Here is an 18,328-nt window from a genome sequence, read left to right on the forward strand (position 1 = left end):
ATTGACTTCTAACACACTTACAGAAAGAATACGTCAGCATCAATATCTGCGTGATTTACGAAACAAATTACTCCACCTTCACAAGATGTTGCTGGAGACAGAACGCATTGCCTACGAACAGATTAGCGGACGAGTATCAAGTGCAGAACTTCTTCAGCTAGTTATCGCTCACGAACAATTTGCTTGGCTACATCGCATTTCTGAGATGGTTGTGCAAGTTGATGAAATGCTCCAAGCAGATGAACCGATATTGTTGGACGATTTCCAAAAATTGATTGCTGATGCCCGTACACTCATTGTACCGTTACAGACCGGTAATACCTTTGAGAGAAAGTATTACAACGCTCTCCAGCGCGAACCTGGTGCTGTGTTGGCACACGCGGAGATATCCAAATTTCTCACGTCTAAGGTTTGATTGCTAATTTACCCAAACAGTGCTGAGTACAAAAGTAAGAATTGTACTCAGCACTTGGGCACTCATCAACCAACTGCCACCAAAGGCTGAGGTATTTTGGCTTTATGGCATATCGATTGTCCTGTCACGTCGATTAATGACTAACGATCCATTTGCACCAGTTATCGGACAACAGCAAGCTATAGAATTACTCACTCAGGCTGTCAGACAAAACCGGGTTCCTCCAGCCTACTTATTTGTGGGGCCAGATGGTGTAGGCAGGAGTTTAGCAGCCAGATGCTTTGTGGAATTGCTATTTTCTAATGGGATGGGAGTTACTGCATCTTTACAAAACCGTTTGCGTCAGGGGAACCATCCAGCTTTATTGTGGGTGGAACCAACGTACCAATACCAGGGACAACGATTAACAGCAGCAGAAGCAGCCGAAAAAGGACTCAAGCTTAAGGGATCACCTGTAATTCGACTAGAGCAAATTCGGGGAATTACCGAGTTTTTAGGTCGTCCGCCCTTAGAAGCGCCGAGAAATGTGGTAGTGGTGGAAGAAGCGCAAACAATGGCAGAAGCCGCAGCCAATGCTTTACTTAAAACCTTGGAAGAACCGGGACAGGCGACATTAATTTTAATTGCACCGACACTTGAATCTGTGTTGCCGACTTTGGTATCACGCTGTCAACGCATTCCTTTTTATCGCTTAAATGCACAGTCTTTAGCTGTTGTACTCACACAAACAGGGCATCAGGAAATTTTGCAAAATCAGGCAGTATTGAGCATAGCAGCTGGTAGTGCGGGAAGTGCGATCGCATCTTACAAGCAATTACAAGCTATTCCTGATGAGTTACTCGGAGACTTGAAAAAAGCGCCTAAATCTTACCGTAACGCCTTAGAGTTAGCCAAAAAAATTGATAAGGATTTAGATACAGAAGCACAACTGTGGTTAGTTGATTATCTTCAGCAATTTTACTGGCAGCAGTGGCATCAACCTAGTATCATTAACCAGCTAGAAGAATCTCGAAAATACTTGCTTGCTTACGCTCAACCGCGACTAGTTTGGGAATGTCTGCTTTTATCTGTGTATCAAAAATCAAATTCTATTTCTTCTACTCATCGCTGAGTGCGATTGTATTTCTATAGTTCCTCATCAAAGCCTCAGTACAATATTTAATTAATTCGTAGCAAAATAAATTAGGTAAAAACTCTGCGTTACTTTGCGTTTACTTTGCGTCCCTCTGCGTTTCAAAATATTACAATGTCTAGTTCATAGCGAGTGAAGGTATTGTAATAAAAGCGATTCCTGGATAAAACAAAAAGTTTATATGACCTCAGTTTCTCCTCACAAAAAAGCCAGAGCCTTAAAACCTACCAGCCGCCGCCCTGCGAAGGAACTCTGTAGCGAATGTGGGCTATGCGATACATATTATATTCACTATGTCAAGGAAGCTTGCGCTTTTATTAATCAGCAAATAGGCGAACTTGAAGAAGAAACACACACGCGATCGCGCCATCTTGAAAACCCCGATGAACTCTACTTTGGCGTTCATCAAGACATGATAGCGGCCAAGAAACAGCAGCCCATCGAAGGCGCACAATGGACAGGTATTGTTAGCAGCATTGCCATTGAAATGCTGAATCGCGGCTTAGTTGAAGGTGTAGTCTGCGTGCAAAACACCAAAGAAGACCGCTTTCAACCCATGCCAGTCATCGCCCGGACTCCAGAAGAAATACTAGCAGCACGAGTAAATAAACCAACACTTTCTCCGAACCTTTCCATATTAGAACAGGTGGAAAAATCGGGGATGAAGCGGCTGTTGGTAATTGGTGTTGGTTGCCAAATTCAGGCATTACGAGCCGTAGAAAAACAACTTGGTTTAGAAAAGCTGTATGTTTTGGGTACGCCCTGCGTAGATAATGTTAACCGCGCCGGACTGCAAAAATTCTTAGAAACCACCAGCCGATCGCCTGATACAGTTGTGCATTACGAATTTATGCAAGACTTTCGGGTTCACTTCAAACATGAAGATGGCTCATCAGAAACAGTGCCTTTCTTTGGCTTGAAAACCAACCAACTCAAAGATGTCTTTGCCCCATCCTGTATGAGTTGCTTTGATTACGTCAACTCCCTAGCTGACTTAGTTGTTGGCTACATGGGCGCACCCTTCGGCTGGCAATGGATTGTAGTTAGAAATGACACAGGTAAGGAAATGCTGGATTTAGTAAAAGACCAGTTAGATACCCAACCAGTAACGTCTAAAGGCAACCGCAAAGAAGCCGTACAACAAAGTATTCCCGCTTACGATAAAGGCGTTACCCTGCCGATGTGGGCAGCAAAACTGATGGGTGTGGTAATCGAAAAAATCGGCCCCAAGGGTCTAGAATACGCACGATTTTCCATTGATTCTCACTTTACTCGGAATTATTTGTATGTAAAGCGCAATCATCCAGAGAAATTAGAAGCGCACGTTCCAGAATTTGCCAAGCGTATTGTTGGGCAATATAAATTACCAGAATAGAAGAGGGATTGGGGACTGGGGATTGGGTATTGGGCATTGGGGATTGGGCAAAACAGTGTTGAGTAATGAGTAATGAGTGCTGAGTTAGGAGTTATTCTCCCCCTGCTCCCCTGCTCCCTCTCACTGCTGACTCAACTCGATAATATTCCCATCCGGGTCTTGAGTGAACAGGGCAGCGCGACCGGAAGCGCTAGCTTGAATGGGATAATTATGATTGAGGAATTCCTGTTTGGCGGCGTTTAAGTCAGTTACAGTGAAGGCGACGTGGGGATTACGTCCCCATTTTTGGTTTGGGTTTTCCGTGGGGACAGTGGTTGAAACTATCAGGTGAATTTGATAGTCACCGACTTGATACCATGCACCAGGGTAGTTTAGAGAACGATCTATTTTGGATAATCCCAATACTTTGCCATAAAAATGTTCAGAGCGTTCTAAGTCAGTCACAAGAATCGCTGTATGGAGACTTTGAGTAATCTGCATTGTCGGTAAGATGTTAGTAAGATGCGATCGCGTTTATTTAGATTTTGGCGTAGTTTGAACTCTTTCGATGAGCTAAAGCATCATCTAAAATATCATTAATTGCATTTGCAATCAGCTATCATAAGGAGTTAACCAGATATTTATTAACAGAGGAATCGCCAATTAGAGACTTGATATCAAAACTAAACAGTTAAAAGTTCTTTATATGCTCAAAATTTCTAACCTTAACGTTTATTACGGCGAAAGCCATATTCTCCGCAACGTAGATTTGAGCGTACCATCTGGGCAAATGGTTTGCCTAATTGGACGCAATGGTGTGGGAAAAACTACCTTACTCAAAACTATCATGGGTTTACTCAAACCCCGCAGCGGTACTATTAATTTAGCTGAAGAATTAATCAACTCCAAATCTCCAGACCAAAGGGCAAAGTTGGGAATTGGTTATGTCCCCCAAGGACGAGAGATTATCCCTCGGTTGACAGTTAAAGAAAATCTACTGCTAGGGTTGGAAGCTAGACGCAAACCAGTCAAAAAAGCGGAAATTCCAGAGGAAGTTTTTAGTTTATTTCCGGTGTTAAAAACCATGCTTTCGCGGATGGGTGGTGATTTAAGCGGAGGACAGCAGCAACAATTAGCGATCGCACGTGCTTTAATGGGAGAACCTCAATTACTTGTTTTAGATGAACCCACCGAAGGTATTCAACCCTCCATCATCCTAGAAATTGAAGCCGCAGTCCGTCGTATCGTCGAAACCACAGGTATTTCGGTGTTATTAGTAGAGCAACATTTACACTTTGTCCGTCAGGCGGATTACTATTACGCTATGCAAAAAGGTGGTATTGTCGCCTCCGGTTCCACCACCGAACTCAGCCAAGATGTGATTCAGCGCTTTTTAGCTGTTTAATTTTTGATACTTCTATATCAATTGTGTCGGCAGCAATCAAGTCTGCCGCTTCTTGTAAAAGCTGATGTTGTTCCTTTTGAATTGCTTCCAAACGACTAGAAATTTCTGCTAATCGTTGTTGTTTATTTGGTTGAAAACTTTCAGGTAGTAAAGGCGGATTATCAGTTGTTTTGGTACTTGTGATTCTTTGAACGGCAAAACTTCCAACTTTAGTTAAGGATAAAAAACTAACTTTAATCAAAGCCTGAAGCAATTTTAACGGAACTTGGAGTATTGACCAACTAGCTGTCTCAATTAAGCGGACAATTGCTCTGATGATGCTCCAAAGTAGAGCAAGTGCAAACAGCAAAATTACTACACTAATAATTGGGTGATTAGCTCCCCAACCTAGTATTTGAACTAACCGAAAAAATATCGGGTGTTGTGTCAACCAATCACTTACAGAAGATGCGATCGCATCTTTAACTGCGCCCGATGTTGTACTCTTAAATTTATCAGCAGTTTGCCAAGTTTGCTCTAAACTTGTTGTGACTGTATCAATTGCTCTATCAGTTGTAGTAGTGGCTGTTGTCTTCAAAGACTCACCAGCTTGTTGCGCTGAGTTACTTAGAGAGTTAACGCCCCCGCCCACAAAATCTTTCACACTTTGCAAGCGTTGTAAAACTCCGTTAGGCAAATGTATGTTTATTTGGGATGTCATAAAACATTTTACCGAGGTTGAAATCTAACCCGCAATCCATCTTTCGGGCGATTAGTGGGAACTACAACTTCCTCTAAACTTTGATTGGGTAATATCTCCCAATGATAATTGCGTAGAAGATGAGCAGCAACAATCTTCATTTCCATTTTGGCAAAGGCTAGGCCAATACAGATGCGTGGCCCACCGCCAAAACCCACTAAACTAAAAGGATACTTTTTATTTTCTTGGCGCTGGGGACTGAAACGGTCTGGCTCAAATCGGTCTGGTTCAGAATAAATTTCTTCAATTCGGTGAGTAACTCCAATTGAATAGTATAACTGCCAACCAGCAGGAACGTGATAACCTTTAAACTCAAAGTCTTTAATCACACCACGAAACCCACCTCCGACAGGTTGATGCAATCTTTCAACTTCCCATAAAACCTGCTCTAAATAGGGCATTTTCCCTAATTGTTCTAAATCCAAATTACCTTTACTTGCAAGTTGCAATTGTTCAACTCTTGCTTTTTCGAGTACTTCTGGATGACGGGCTAACTCTACACCCAACCAAGTCAGCATCGAAGTAGTAGTTTCATGTCCAGCAAATAGTAATAGTAACGCCTGAGCGATGAGTTCTTTTTCACTCATCCGGTTCCCTTCTTCATCTTGGGCTTGCACTAATAAACTCAGAGCATCTTTTGTCGGATTTTGCTGACGTTCTCTAACAACTTCAGTTAGATGCTCTAAAATCTGATTGCGAGCAGCTATAGCTTTACCAAATGTTGTAAATGGCAAGGGCAACGGATTAATCGCAAACAGTCCATTTGTCATGGCTGCAAACAATTTGCTAAAACGCACACATTCAGGGCCAGGACGCGTACCCAACAACAATTGACTGGCAATATCAAACGTCAGTTGTTTAAATTCTTGGAACCAAGTAAATTCCTGCTGCTTCTCCCACTTTTGCAGATAACTACGTGTAATATCTTCCATTGTGGAGACATAATTCGCCAATGCTGGGCCATGCAATGCTGGCATCATCAAGCGACGGTTTCTGCGGTGTTCTTCTCCATCTTGCAGAAAAAGTGATTCACCCAGTAATGTCTTGAAATTATCAGGCCATCCCTCGCGCCAAGAAAAATTCTCCATTTGGCTTGACAAAACCAACTCTAATGCTTCCGGCCCGACCATCACTACAGTCGGTCTGCCAAGAAGATGAGTTTTGAAGATGGGCCCATACTGGCGATAGCGCTTTTTAGCGAAATTGCGGTCGAAAATAAAGGAGGGTGTTTCACCTAATACAGGTATACCAAAGCTTCCAGGAGGAAATTGCTGACTTTTCATATCTCTAAGGGTAGCTATAAAAAAGTTAACACGATATTCCAACTCTGCTGCGTTAGCAAAGCTCGCCGTAGGCATCGCAGTACCCCAAAATATTCTTAGTATAGTAAGGGACTGGGGACTGGGGACTGGGGATGGTGGGGCCCCTGAAGGGGATAAGGGGTAATGGGGACTGGGTGAAAAGTCTTTTTGTATCTAAGTTTTATCATCTGTTGATGTCCTAATGACTAAGGCTTTTGCTATACTTTCAAATGTCTTTGTTTCTTGCACCAATAACTCAAAACCTGTCATCTGTCATTACATTTCTTCAGATGACATAATAAATTTACAGAAATTTAATATTACTTTTTATTCAATAAAATTGCTGAACGTTAAGATGTTGTGGATCTATTGAAAGAAAAGTAAAAATTCTATGCATCTGGATTTGCCACAACTGATTAAATCACTTGGCTATTTTGGGGTCTGGGCGATTGTCTTTGCTGAATCTGGCTTGTTAATTGGTTTTTTTCTGCCTGGGGATAGCTTATTGTTCACTGCTGGATTTGTCGCGTCTCAGAATTTATTGAACATTTGGGTTCTGATAATTGGTGCTTTTATTTGTGCAGTCTTAGGTGACAATGTTGGCTATGTGACTGGGCATAAATTTGGCAGAAGATTATTTAATAAGGAAGATTCATGGCTGTTTCATAAAAAACATCTTGTGAAAACTCAGAACTTTTATCACCAGCACGGTAAAAAAACGATTGTTTTGGCACGCTTTTTACCCATTGTACGCACTTTCGCGCCCATCGTGGCTGGGATTGGTGCAATGCATTATCGCACATTTATGTCTTACAACTTAATTGGTGGTTTTCTTTGGACATTTGGCATTACCCTATTAGGGTTTTTCTTAGGAAAATCTCTGCCACCAGAACAGGTAGATAAGTATTTGTTACCAATTATTGGATTAATTATAGTTATTTCTTTAGTACCATCGATTCTTCATTTCGTACAAGAAAATAGAGCAAACAAAAGTTGAAATATCTTTGGTATTTTGTGTAGATATAATGACCGAATAATTCGTAATTCATAATTCATAATTCGTAGTTAAAAATTTATGAATTAGGAATTAATTATTAATTAATGAGATTGAGGGTACAAGCTCCTAATTTTAATTATGAAAAAGAAAAAGTTTATTCCTTTTTCAAGCCTCTCCATTCATGGATGGGGTAACAATTACGAATTACGAATTACGAATTACGAATTGGAGCAAAGCGACTTGACACACAAACATCAGAGTTTGATAATACCCTCATGACTTCCTTAAACATCAACCTGTATCTGTTCCTAGAAAATCTCCTTTTTTTCCTTATTGCCACGCTTTTTATTGTGGTTGTGAACTGGGGGTGGAAAAACGCAAAGCCTTATACTCTACCTTTACCATTTCCCGGTTGGTATAAAATCTGGTTTGGCTCGGTGCAACTGCTAGCAGTAGTGCCGCCATTAGTGGTCATGCTATTGTGGGGTGTATGGTGGGGCGATCGCACGGTGTTAACTGTGCTTGCTTGGTATTTTATCGTTTTAGGGTTGCAAATCATTTCAGAAAGAGTGACGCTTAGGCAGTTGCAAAATGTTGTCTGGGTGATGGTTCCTTATATATATCTGCCTTACCGCTTCTGGCAGTTGTATGAGGGTTTGACACTTTTGGATTCTACAAGCGAGTTGCAGTGGGTACGATATGTATTGATTTTTGAATTGGTGATGTGGATTGTTAACTACGCTATAGATGTATCTCAATTGCCGCGGCTGTTTCGTTGGGAAGTACAATCAAATGACGCTAGCTAGGGATTAATCGCAGAATTAGCCATTTTTACTAAAGAAGTGCGATCGCCTGCTTTCAATCCAAAAATATATTGCACACCTTGTTGTCTCCAAGTCAAGGTAGCATCTGAGCAACCAGCACCACAAGTAAAATCTACAAAATAGCCAGTAATGCCCTTAGCTAAGGATACACGTTTCCCAGTCAGGCTGGGTGTTTTACGGGTTATGGCTTCAGCAGAAACAACGCCTAAACGACAGGCAGAAGCACCATTACAGTCTGGACTATAAGCCAGTAAAATATCATACTTTTTTTGCGTAGCAGCTTCTATAGTTGCGTAAATTGGATTTTCCCCATCCGACTCAGGAATAAACTTCGGTAAAAGAATCCGAATTTGAGTTTTTTGCTTTAATTTAGGCAGAATAGATTTAAAAACTGGGTTTGGCTGAGTTTTACTCTGCTGTGCTATTATTTGGGACTGATTGTTTATATTGGCTATAGCTGACTTGTGAAAACTGCTGACACTGACTAATAAAAATACGGCACACACAGCACTGGTATTTTTAAAGCTTAAAATCATCTTGAAAACCTATTTCATCTAAAGTATTTATTTGTAATACCCAGTTTGAGTATAAAATTACGCATTTAACAGATAAAGCGATCGCTGGGAATCAGAAATACAAAATTACGCCGTATGATTGCAACACGAGCTTAAATCATCAGCTAAACTGAAAGCGCTTTCTTTATCAACGTCATAACCGGAATCAACTTAGATAACTTCGTTTAGGGACTGACAAATAAAAAAATATACAACTTTTCTTGTGGGGTGGGCGTCTCGCCCGCCCTATGGACTGGGCGGGCAGGATGCCCACTCCACAATATTGGATAATTTATTTCTTGGAATTCCCTTATTGGTTGTGGCAAATTAATCCTCAAGGATTTCAGCAAGTGTGTCGGCAACTTCCCCAAAGAGTGCAGCAAATATGTCCGGCTGGGAAATAGGTTATACAGAAATATTCTAATGTTGATGAGAAATGTTCCAGCATTGATAAGGAATATTGCAATGTTGGTGAGGAATATTGTAATGTTGATGAGGAATATTGCAATGTTGATGAGAAATATTGCAATGTTGGTGAGGAATATTGCAATGTTGGTGATAAATATTGCAATCTTGACAAGAACTACTTGTACATTGAGAGTGATGGAGAAAAAAGTGGCGATCGCTAATGGGTTAATCTAGGTTAGCGATCGCAGTATAAGCAACTCGATATCACATATTAGAGTATTTTGCAAAATTTTGTTTCTCTCTGTGTTTATAAGGGGAATGTTTTTAAACGTACTCAATTTTTTTAGAAATAAAGAGATTAAAAAAGCTTTTGCCAATTTATTTCCGCCGTGCTTTACTAGGTGTTACACCTATTCATTTAAGGCAAAGGTATTCGGATAAATCTTCCATCGCCTTATTGGTACGCGGTCAGTAGTTTTACTGTTGCCGATGAGTTACACAATATCCGACATACTCATGCTACACATCCAACTTTTCTGCTTGTTTGCGTGCAGTTTTCATACCTGAAGAATGCAAGAATGCGATCGCACCATTGCAGGTGCAGAAAATTTAATAGTTAGAGGTAATTTAGATACAAATACATTATTGCTAAATACTAAAAATATAACTATTGCTGAAAATACACCAGATAATAGTCAGGCGACAATTTATAAATCCACATTAGAAGGGCTGTCTGAAAACACTAATCTGATTCTCCAGGCAACAAATGATATCACTATTAATGCTTTCAGTAATAATTTAATTTTAGCAAATCGTAGTGACAAAGTAATTTTTAATGCAGATGTTGATGGAGATGGAATTGGTAATTTTCAAATGCAAACTGCTGATACTATCAAAACCAATGGTGGAGATATTAGCATTTCTGGAGCGAGTTTGATATTAGGAAATATTGATACTAGCTTTATACTAGGGGGTGGAGATATAAATTTAACTGCCACAGAGGGCAATATCTCCACTGGCAACCTCGAATCCTACTCAATTTCATACGATGGCAGATTAGGAGAAAGTTTCTGGAATATAATACTGGATGCACAGGGCAATATCTCCACTGGCATCCTCAAATCCTACTCACACTCACATTCATATTCATCTGATGGCACAGCAGGAACTGGTGGGGAGATAACTCTGACTGCACTGGGCAATATCTCTACTCACTCCCTCAACTCCTTCTCATTTTCATTTGATAATGGCACAGCAGGAACTGGTGGGGATATTACTCTGACTGCACAGGGCAATATCTCTACTCAAGCCTTCAACTCCTCCTCATCTTCATTTGATGATGGCACAGCAGGAAATGGTGGGGATATTACTCTGACTGCACGGGGCAATATCTCTACTCCATCCCTCTACTCCTTGTCATCTTCAGTGGATGGCACAGCAGGAACTGGTGGGGATATTACTCTGACTGCACAAGGCAATATCTCTACTCAATCCCTCAGTTCCTTGTCATCTTCATTTGATGATGGCACAGCAGGAAATGGTGGGGATATTACTCTGACTGCACGGGGCAATATCTCTACTCAATCCCTCGACTCCTTCTCATCATATTCAGTGGATGGCACAGCAGGAACTGGTGGGGATATTACTCTGACTGCACAGGGCGATATTAAGGGTATCAGATATGGATATAATAATGAGTATGAGTTCCCAGTTTTTTCTTCATTTTCTCTTTCTCAAAACGGAGTTTCAGGACAAGGTGGTAACGTTACTTTAACGGCTAAAAATCAAATTACAGATTTAGAAATCTTAACTCTGTCTTCTGACTTCAAATCTGGAGATGTTCAAATTAAGGGTTTTGGGGACTTATCGCTGACAAATACTGACATTATTACCAGTAAACAGGTAACTATCAGGAATCGATATATAAATGCAAAAGATATTATCCAAGATGTCTCAGGAGTAGGTCAATCAGGGAATGTAACTGTTACCAGTACAGGTAATCTCACCTTTAACAATAGTCGCATTGAAAGTGACACCAGAAGCAGCGACCCCGCAGGAAACATAACTATCACCAGTCCTGGTACTGTCACCTTCAATAACAATAATATTAGTAAAATTACAAGTAACACTAGCAGTCAAGGAAAAGCAGGCAATATTCAAATTAATGCCAATAATTTAGTCCTTACAGATGCATCAGAATCTCAGAGTATTTTGGCGGCACAAAAAAAATATCTTTGAACGTATGTGATTTGCCGATGAGAGCATTTTCTCCAAAGTCTCTGACTAAATCTTTAAACAGATAATAGAGAAATTCCTCCAACACGCTAGAGTGAAGGTTCGATCGAGAATCAAACTTCTCAGCATAATGCTGCTGGTCTAAAAAGTTCTTATATTTTGATATAAGTTCTACCAATCAACTGATTCTGAATCAGACCTGAAGTGTATTTAAAATCGGAGAATATAAAGAATTGTTGGGAGGAATCAATCGTTATGACTGTGATAGTTGCTAAGTGGACAATTGACGAATATCAGCGGATGATTGGCGCTGGCATTTTGAGCGATCGCGTTTTATAAATATTGCTATTGACCTGGATATTGCCAAGCAAAACCTATTTGTTTGGCCGACTCAAGCAGCAGAGGTTTTTATTTTCTCAACAGAGGTTACTTAACACTTCGCTATGCAAAATAAGTGATAGGATAGGTTGGGTTGAAGAGGTTTGCCCTGAACTGAATTGTGGGATGTCTCCAGATAAAGTGAGGAGGTTTACATTGCATTGCTTTTCTCTTAAAAAAATTCCTTAATTCATCACGTAAAAACAGAAAATTTCTGTTATTTTGCCTTTTTCAACAGTAAAATTTAAACCTCCAGGGCTGGGTTTTTCAACTATATAATTTAAATTAGTAACTTTACCATCTTGGGAAATTTCAGTTTTTCCATAGGTTCTAATCACTTTTGATTGTTTATCACCTACTTTTACTCCATCTATGGTGGAATATTTAGAACGATTTGCTTTGATTTGATAAACGGTAAAATTACCTGGTTTAGCACCTTCATCTAAATCAACTGTGATGCCTGCATATTTCAGAGTACGAACTTTACCAATAGCAGCTATAAAGCCATTTTCTACTTTTACAGGTTTACCTAAAATTTTTCTGACTTGTGCTTCGGACATAGAAAGTTTTACGCCACCTATTCCTAGACGTTCAATAGTTATTCCTGTTGATTGATTGTTAGGATTCTGAGAAATTTGATAATTAGTGGTGGTAGCAGTTACTTGACTATGGGTGTAGCTAGTCAAGGGAATAACAAAAGTAGCGATGCCTACGGCAGACTGCACCAATACTAACGAAATTTGCCTTAACATAATTGCATATTTGACTATTTTATAGTTCCCAAGCTGTTAACTCAGCCTGTGTATCAGTATTATCACATACTTTCTGGCATATCTTTATCTTCAATCAATCGATTTATTCTGAATTACAGCTGAAGTGCCTTTAAAATGGAAAAATATTAAGAATTATTGGGAGGAGTCAATTGTCATGAGTGTGATAGTTGCTAAGTGGACTCCATTGACGAATATCACCGCATAATTGATGCTGGCATTTTGAGCGATCGCAAAGTTGAACTACTCAAAGGAGAAATTGTCGAAATCTTCGCAGAAGGAGAACCTCACGCTTATAGTAGTGGCGAAGCTGGTGACTTGTCTAATAATCATTCTCAAGAGATTTGATGCAGAGACACGATTTTACTCGCATCTCTACAATGTCTTTTCATGAGTTTTATTCTGCGTTCACAAATTCCAAATATCCATTGCTAAGTTCTTTAACTGCCAAATCATAAAATTGCTTACCATGTTCTGGCGTTGCTAAAGCCGGATTTGATCCCATACGTCCATCTGGATAACGCACTCGAAAGTCAGCAGCGCTATAAATCCGATGTCCGCTTGCTACTTCTGGTGAAAGGGGTGCTTGCTTAATCGCTTCTGGATAAACATACTGGGTGAGGGCTACTTCGCTTGGCGTTGCATGAGAACCTTCTCGATCCCCATATAATTCTTTAGCTAGCTTATATACAGAACCGCACATAAACCAGTTTGCCACTTGACATTGCACCTGTTGAGCATTGGCAATCTGCAAATCTTCTAGATGAGCATAAGTTTCTGAAAAAGCAGCTTTCAGGGTAGCAATATTACCGCCATGTCCGTTAATAAAGTAGAACTTGCTAAAACCAGCTTTGGCTAAACAAGTTACATAATCTCGCACTACTTGAATTAAAGTGCTGGGACGCAGACTGATTGAGCCAGGAAAGGCAGTATGGTGTAGTGCCATCCCCACATTGATTGTGGGCCCCACGATCGCTTGAGTTGCATCACCTACACCGGCTGCAATCGCTTCTGCACAAATAGCATCAGTACCAATTAACCCTGTTGGCCCGTGTTGTTCTGTAGAACCAATAGGGAAAATAATCCCCTTTGACTGCTGTAAATAAGCTTCGACTTCTTGCCAAGTACTTAAATGCAGTAACATTGTTAATGATTTTCCTCAATAAAATTGCGGTGGGATCAAACATTTTGCTGCTAAACTCCCACTAATACGATTATGAACTCTCTGGATTTTCTCTGCTGGCGATCGCACAAAATCCCCAACAACTTTTGCGAAGTCGGGGATCTTTGTTTACTGCCAAATTTGGCGAGAATTAGACGATGTATTTCTACGAATATTTTTTAGGTAATGGAGTCGCAACGAGTTTTGACAGAGATAGATATAAACAATTTGCCGATTCTGCCATTTTATCCTACAATACTCGTCGGTAAGCTTCCATAATAGAAATCAAAATTGATTTATGAAATCTTGCTTTTCTGGATAATCAAGAAAAAAAATCGCTCAATTTTGATTTTTTACTACTCGAAGTAATAATGCTTTTTTACGTTACTTGTAATTTCCCATGTACAGGACATACCAGCGGGAAAAATTACTAAATCGCCTTTACCCATTTGCACTGGTTTTCTGCCATCAGGAGTAACAAGTACGTCACCTTCCAAAAAATAGCAAGTTTGTTGAGAATCATAATTCCAAGGAAATTTGGAGACTTCCTTTTTCAAAATTTCCCATTTAAATACACCTCATCCATTGAGATATTCAAGTCTTAAGTTGCTGCTCAATTTTAATTTCCATATTAGTTATTTCTCGTTATATTCAGCAGTAAGATTGAATATCTTCTCCACACTGATCTACTAAATAACACAAAGCGCGAAAACGCAAGTAGACAAGTTCGTTATAAAGCGGATTCAGTTTACATATTGGCGGAATGTGTCCTATTTTGCGACCAAAAAGCATGACATCACGCTCAAATGGACACTGGGCGGGAATTAATTTAGCAATAAATTTAGCTAATTTCCGATTCTGAATCTCAATTTTGTCGAGCCATTGACGTAATGGTTGCAGTAAATCTAATTTTGGTTGAGCAAATTGCTTTTTACTAGCTGTTTGATTTTTTTCTTCTAAAGGTTTAATGAAAGCAGGCAGAAAAATACGTTGATTCTGTGTTTTAAGCATAGTTTTAGGCAAGGTTAACCGTCGTGAATATGAACTATTTGCCGATTGAAAATCTTGTCATGTAATATGTTTAGCCAATTTGCACTTTGCTTGTAGATTAAAAAGCAAAGTAAGCATAATGCAAACAATTTACATGCATCTTTGGGAAGAGAAATGGTTTAACTAATTGTTATTTAAGCCCACCAAATCATGAAGAACTGTCCCGTTAAATACAAAATAACAAAGAAAATATAAAAATGGCATTTCTTTAACTTATGGATTTCTAATCTGAAAAATAGCAATTTTATATATTAAATATAAATGCCTGGTTCGGAAACTGACTAGTATCTAAAGATGTAGTTTATGGCACACAAACACAGTTTGGTTCTGACCCCACATACATTTCGGTAGGATTAGCCCCTAATATCTTTCGATTTTAGGCTATTGAATATCCTTCATTTTGTCTGATATGCTACACCAGCTAACCTAAATATTATCTAATAAGTAATGATAAATTGATTGATAAGCGAAAACTAATGTAGCAAATTATACAAGTACGTACGCTCTTGTACTGAAAAATTCTCCAGTTTTTATAATCCACTTTGTCCAACTACTCACAGTGAGATTTAGCCGTTAGCACAGCCTTTGTAGAAAAGTATTGGCTATTCTCCTCAGTCCTCACTCCCTGATGATGAAAAACTTAATTATTTAAAATATCTTAACCCGGTATTAACCTGATATTTGTTGATATATTCTACATTCTGTTGCTCTAATTTTGTCAGCAATTTAACTGGAAATGTTTTTGGTGAATATATAGGACGATACCAAAGTTGGTTATTAAAGTAATTTTGCAATTCAATATTCTCAAAACGGCGACCATGACTGGCAAAAATCGAATTTCGCATAATATCGAGTTCAAAACCGCTTTTACCATCCAAATCTGCATCAGTTACAAGTCTTTGAGAAAGCCAGAAATAATTGTTGAGAGTCGTGCTATCAACAGGTGGTATTGATGTAGTTGAGGAAGATGATTGAGTTGGAACAGATGGGGTCGTTGGTGTGAATGTGGGAGTTTCTATCACTGGACTTGTAATATTTGACGGTGTTTCTGAAGGTAATACCGTTTTGTCTGCTGTAGGTTGAGAAGATTTGGATAACACTTGACTAATAATCACAGATGCACCAATTAACCCACCTGCAATCAAACTGCCTATGAGAATATTATTCTGACTATGACTACTTTGAGGGCTAGGCTGTGGTTTGACAGGTGCTGTCTGAGGTGGCGGTGCAGAGACTACAGTTGGTTGAGTTAACAGGGGTTGCGTCGGTGGAATTGGATTTGCTATGCTCTGCAAAGAATCCAGCATTGCCCTAGCTGTGGGATAGCGATCGCGTGGATGATAAGCGATCGCCCGATCGATTACTCTTGCCATAAGTGGGCTAACATGACTCGCATATTGCCGCCAGACAATTTCACCCGTTTGAGAATCTGTTTCTAGGTGTTGCGCCTGTTTACCAGTCAGCAAATAAATTACCGTCATTCCTAAACTGTATAAATCACTAGAATACACAGGTCTACCTGCGGCTTGCTCGCTCGGCATATAGCCAGGTGTACCAATCACAATCGAACTGGTAGGATTGCCTTGAGAATTTACTACTGTTCCCATTGACTCCCGCACAGCACCAAAATCAATCAGCACTGGTTTACCATCCCAATGACGCACAATAATGTTATCCGGTTTAATATCGCGGTGAACGATATACTTAGAGTGAACGTAATCCAGGACAGGTAATAAATTCATAAACAATTCCTGGACAGCGCCTTCACTAAATAGCCCCTGCTTCTGAACTTTTGCAGTTAAGGTATCGCCTTCAACCCATTCTTGAACTAAGTAAAATTGTCCACCAGAAGAGAAGTAGGCATATAATGCCGGAATTTGGTCATTTGTGCCACCGAGTTCTTCTAAAATAGCTGCTTCGCGTTGAAACCTCTCTTGTACTAACTGGTAAATTTGGGGATTGTTGTGAATCGGTCTTAGCTGTTTAACCACACAATGGCGCTTTGAAGGCATATAGGTGTCTTCAGCTAGATAGGTTTCACCAAACCCACCAGCACCCAGTGTGCGGATAACTTGATAGCGATCGTTCAACAGCTGTATTGTCATGGGAGATTACAAGCGATATTCATAAGATAGTTTTCCCCAAAACTACCTTCATTTCAAATCTAGTAAACCTTCTTCTTTCAATTTAGGATTGAAGCGAATTTGCATTTGCAAACCGCGCACTTCTAACAATTGCGTTGAAATTTCTGCTTCTACTCTGCGTGCCACATTTTTAAGAACTTTTATTTGTGCTAATTCATCATTAGCTGGATTTTCATATTTAGCTTGTTCTTCAGCTGTCATTGCAACTTTGACATCAATGGGATGAGTCCATTTTTCCTTTTGATCCCCATTACCCCAAGGCACACTGCCATTTTCAGCAATCCAAGCATATTCAGTATTTTCTAAAATTGCGCGACTAGGACGTTCAATAGTTTGAACTTTAACCCAATAACATTGCTGTGGCTGACGGACTAAATGCTGCTTGAGGCTAAGAAAAACATCACGGGAATATCCTACAAATTGCAGCACTTTTTTTTGGTCAAAGATAGCATATACCCCAATTTTACCCTGAAATTGTTCGGGTAATTGGCCGCGATCGTCAATGTAGGGAATGTATTCTAAAGTTTCCAAAGAAGAAAGATTTGTTTCAGAAGCCATATATCAAATATCAAACTTATTATTTGCCTTCAGAATTGAAAATTGCCAATTAGTAAAAAATTATCTTTAAAAAAAATTATTAATTACTCAACTTTTGGTAAATTGCACAAAGGCGGCTGGGTTTAAAAATCTTGGCACTGAACATGAAATTGGGTGGTACATTGACGATGATATACTCATCAGATTCATGATATTTTTCAAATTCTGCTGGCATTCCTTTAGTGGTAGTTAAGCTGTAAGGAACTGGCTGGAAGAGTAATTCTGTAAATTTAAGTTGCTTACACCCCAACTGTTGGCAAATTTGGTTTAAGAAAACAACGCTTGTCAATAAATTGAATAGAGTTTCTTGAGCTTGTGCTTCAAGAGTAAAACTGCCATCAAAGTTCTGAACGATTTTAAGGGGCATTTTTTTATTAATAGATTTGATTTTTGAAAACAATACCAAGGCCCGAAATAAAGCTTATAATGGGTAGCCATCAGCTATCCAAATATGTTCAAATTATAATATTTTTGTTGAGCAAAAATTGCTGGAGTTAATAAAGCCTTTAAGTGTGACGCGATCGCTTCATCATCTATAGTAGGAGTCTAATGTCGTTGTGCGTAGTAGGTTGGGTTGAGGAACGAAACCCAAAATTTTATCCTTGTTGATATTGGGTTTCACTGTTGTACTCTTACTCTTAAGCAAGTTACAACCTAACCTGCATTGATAGATTTTATTACAAGTAATCACCCGAACATGATAAAACCTATATGGGATAAATACTGGCAAGTCCAAACTTGAAGATTGCTTATCTAAACAAAAACCCCCAAGCTCAGATCAGAGCGTGGGGGTTTTTGTTAAATTATGGTTCCTGGCATCGAGCTATTTTTGCGTAGGGCAACCCCTAAACTATCGTTGCCGC

General features: G+C 39.5%; 19 protein-coding genes and 2 pseudogenes. 10 read left to right on the plus strand and 11 right to left on the minus strand.

The features are described from left to right. Position 1: 1 nt before the first annotated feature. The 3 genes from RMZ95_RS07560 (at position 2) to RMZ95_RS07570 (ending at position 2,922) form a co-directional block, all read left to right on the plus strand. Positions 2-415, plus strand: a complete 414-nt coding sequence (locus tag RMZ95_RS07560) for a hypothetical protein (RefSeq protein ID WP_322684456.1) — start codon at positions 2-4, stop codon at positions 413-415. A gap of 136 nt (positions 416-551) precedes the next feature. Further along, positions 552-1,526, plus strand: coding sequence for a DNA polymerase III subunit delta' (locus RMZ95_RS07565; RefSeq protein ID WP_322684476.1), 975 nt, complete (start codon positions 552-554; stop codon positions 1,524-1,526). A 202-nt stretch (positions 1,527-1,728) separates the two neighbouring features. Then, entirely contained in the window at positions 1,729-2,922 is a 1,194-nt protein-coding gene (locus RMZ95_RS07570; protein WP_322684457.1) for a Coenzyme F420 hydrogenase/dehydrogenase, beta subunit C-terminal domain, read from the plus strand. A gap of 120 nt (positions 2,923-3,042) precedes the next feature. On the opposite strand, the gene RMZ95_RS07575 is transcribed toward RMZ95_RS07570, so the two are convergent. Next, a complete protein-coding gene (locus tag RMZ95_RS07575) occupies positions 3,043-3,402 on the minus strand; it encodes a VOC family protein (protein WP_322675348.1) in 360 nt (119 codons plus the stop codon). A gap of 205 nt (positions 3,403-3,607) precedes the next feature. On the opposite strand from RMZ95_RS07575, the gene urtE reads away from it, so the two are divergent. Further along, a complete protein-coding gene (gene urtE, locus RMZ95_RS07580; RefSeq protein ID WP_322684458.1) occupies positions 3,608-4,306 on the plus strand; it encodes an urea ABC transporter ATP-binding subunit UrtE in 699 nt (232 codons plus the stop codon). On the opposite strand, the gene RMZ95_RS07585 is transcribed toward urtE, so the two are convergent. After that, positions 4,269-5,006 (minus strand): hypothetical protein, encoded by a 738-nt coding sequence (locus tag RMZ95_RS07585; protein ID WP_322684459.1) that lies wholly within the window; start codon positions 5,004-5,006, stop codon positions 4,269-4,271. The genes urtE and RMZ95_RS07585 overlap by 38 nt on opposite strands. Before the next feature lie 8 nt (positions 5,007-5,014). Next, entirely contained in the window at positions 5,015-6,328 is a 1,314-nt protein-coding gene (locus RMZ95_RS07590) for a cytochrome P450 (RefSeq protein WP_322675354.1), read from the minus strand. Between the two features lie 409 nt (positions 6,329-6,737). On the opposite strand from RMZ95_RS07590, the gene RMZ95_RS07595 reads away from it, so the two are divergent. Both RMZ95_RS07595 and RMZ95_RS07600 read left to right on the plus strand, forming a co-directional pair. Further along, complete coding sequence (locus RMZ95_RS07595; protein WP_322675350.1) at positions 6,738-7,343, plus strand: DedA family protein; 606 nt, start codon at positions 6,738-6,740, stop codon at positions 7,341-7,343. Positions 7,344-7,618: 275 nt separating this feature from the next. Further along, the gene (locus tag RMZ95_RS07600) at positions 7,619-8,149 is read left to right on the plus strand and encodes a hypothetical protein (RefSeq protein ID WP_322684460.1); all 531 of its coding nucleotides are present in this window, start codon (positions 7,619-7,621) and stop codon (positions 8,147-8,149) included. Here RMZ95_RS07600 and RMZ95_RS07605 read toward each other — a convergent pair. After that, on the minus strand, positions 8,146-8,703 hold the full coding sequence (locus RMZ95_RS07605) for a hypothetical protein (RefSeq protein ID WP_322684461.1): 558 nt from the start codon (positions 8,701-8,703) through the stop codon (positions 8,146-8,148). The genes RMZ95_RS07600 and RMZ95_RS07605 overlap by 4 nt on opposite strands. A 284-nt stretch (positions 8,704-8,987) precedes the next feature. On the opposite strand from RMZ95_RS07605, the gene RMZ95_RS07610 reads away from it, so the two are divergent. The 3 genes from RMZ95_RS07610 (at position 8,988) to RMZ95_RS07620 (ending at position 11,367) form a co-directional block, all read left to right on the plus strand. Beyond that, positions 8,988-9,125: a hypothetical protein gene (locus RMZ95_RS07610; RefSeq protein ID WP_322684462.1), complete on the plus strand. Its 138-nt coding sequence runs from the start codon at positions 8,988-8,990 to the stop codon at positions 9,123-9,125. Between the two features lie 103 nt (positions 9,126-9,228). Beyond that, positions 9,229-9,363 carry a hypothetical protein gene (locus tag RMZ95_RS07615; RefSeq protein WP_322684463.1) on the plus strand — a complete coding sequence of 45 codons (135 nt, stop codon included), beginning with the start codon at positions 9,229-9,231 and terminating at the stop codon, positions 9,361-9,363. Between the two features lie 336 nt (positions 9,364-9,699). After that, the gene (locus tag RMZ95_RS07620; protein WP_409882185.1) at positions 9,700-11,367 is read left to right on the plus strand and encodes a beta strand repeat-containing protein; all 1,668 of its coding nucleotides are present in this window, start codon (positions 9,700-9,702) and stop codon (positions 11,365-11,367) included. Between the two features lie 560 nt (positions 11,368-11,927). Here RMZ95_RS07620 and RMZ95_RS07625 read toward each other — a convergent pair. Beyond that, positions 11,928-12,494 carry a hypothetical protein gene (locus RMZ95_RS07625; RefSeq protein WP_322684465.1) on the minus strand — a complete coding sequence of 189 codons (567 nt, stop codon included), beginning with the start codon at positions 12,492-12,494 and terminating at the stop codon, positions 11,928-11,930. 175 nt (positions 12,495-12,669) lie between these two features. Between RMZ95_RS07625 and RMZ95_RS07630 the strand changes: the two are divergent. Further along, positions 12,670-12,830, plus strand: a pseudogene (locus RMZ95_RS07630) (Uma2 family endonuclease); the annotation flags it as partial. Between the two features lie 79 nt (positions 12,831-12,909). Here RMZ95_RS07630 and RMZ95_RS07635 read toward each other — a convergent pair. From RMZ95_RS07635 to RMZ95_RS07660, 6 genes and pseudogenes are all read right to left on the minus strand, one after another. Further along, entirely contained in the window at positions 12,910-13,656 is a 747-nt protein-coding gene (locus RMZ95_RS07635) for a creatininase family protein (RefSeq protein ID WP_322684466.1), read from the minus strand. Between the two features lie 374 nt (positions 13,657-14,030). Then, positions 14,031-14,304 (minus strand): annotated as a pseudogene (locus tag RMZ95_RS07640) (cupin domain-containing protein). 21 nt (positions 14,305-14,325) lie between these two features. Then, positions 14,326-14,685 (minus strand): Mo-dependent nitrogenase C-terminal domain-containing protein, encoded by a 360-nt coding sequence (locus RMZ95_RS07645; protein WP_322684467.1) that lies wholly within the window; start codon positions 14,683-14,685, stop codon positions 14,326-14,328. 683 nt (positions 14,686-15,368) lie between these two features. Then, on the minus strand, positions 15,369-16,829 hold the full coding sequence (locus tag RMZ95_RS07650) for a protein kinase domain-containing protein (protein WP_322684468.1): 1,461 nt from the start codon (positions 16,827-16,829) through the stop codon (positions 15,369-15,371). Positions 16,830-16,877: 48 nt separating this feature from the next. Then, positions 16,878-17,426 carry a GIY-YIG nuclease family protein gene (locus RMZ95_RS07655; protein ID WP_322684469.1) on the minus strand — a complete coding sequence of 183 codons (549 nt, stop codon included), beginning with the start codon at positions 17,424-17,426 and terminating at the stop codon, positions 16,878-16,880. A gap of 79 nt (positions 17,427-17,505) precedes the next feature. Continuing rightward, positions 17,506-17,832, minus strand: coding sequence for a hypothetical protein (locus tag RMZ95_RS07660; RefSeq protein WP_322684470.1), 327 nt, complete (start codon positions 17,830-17,832; stop codon positions 17,506-17,508). Positions 17,833-18,328: the final 496 nt, after the last annotated feature.

The organism is Nostoc sp. DedQUE07 (genome assembly GCF_034530975.2).
Classification (GTDB): Bacteria; Cyanobacteriota; Cyanobacteriia; order Cyanobacteriales; family Nostocaceae; genus Nostoc.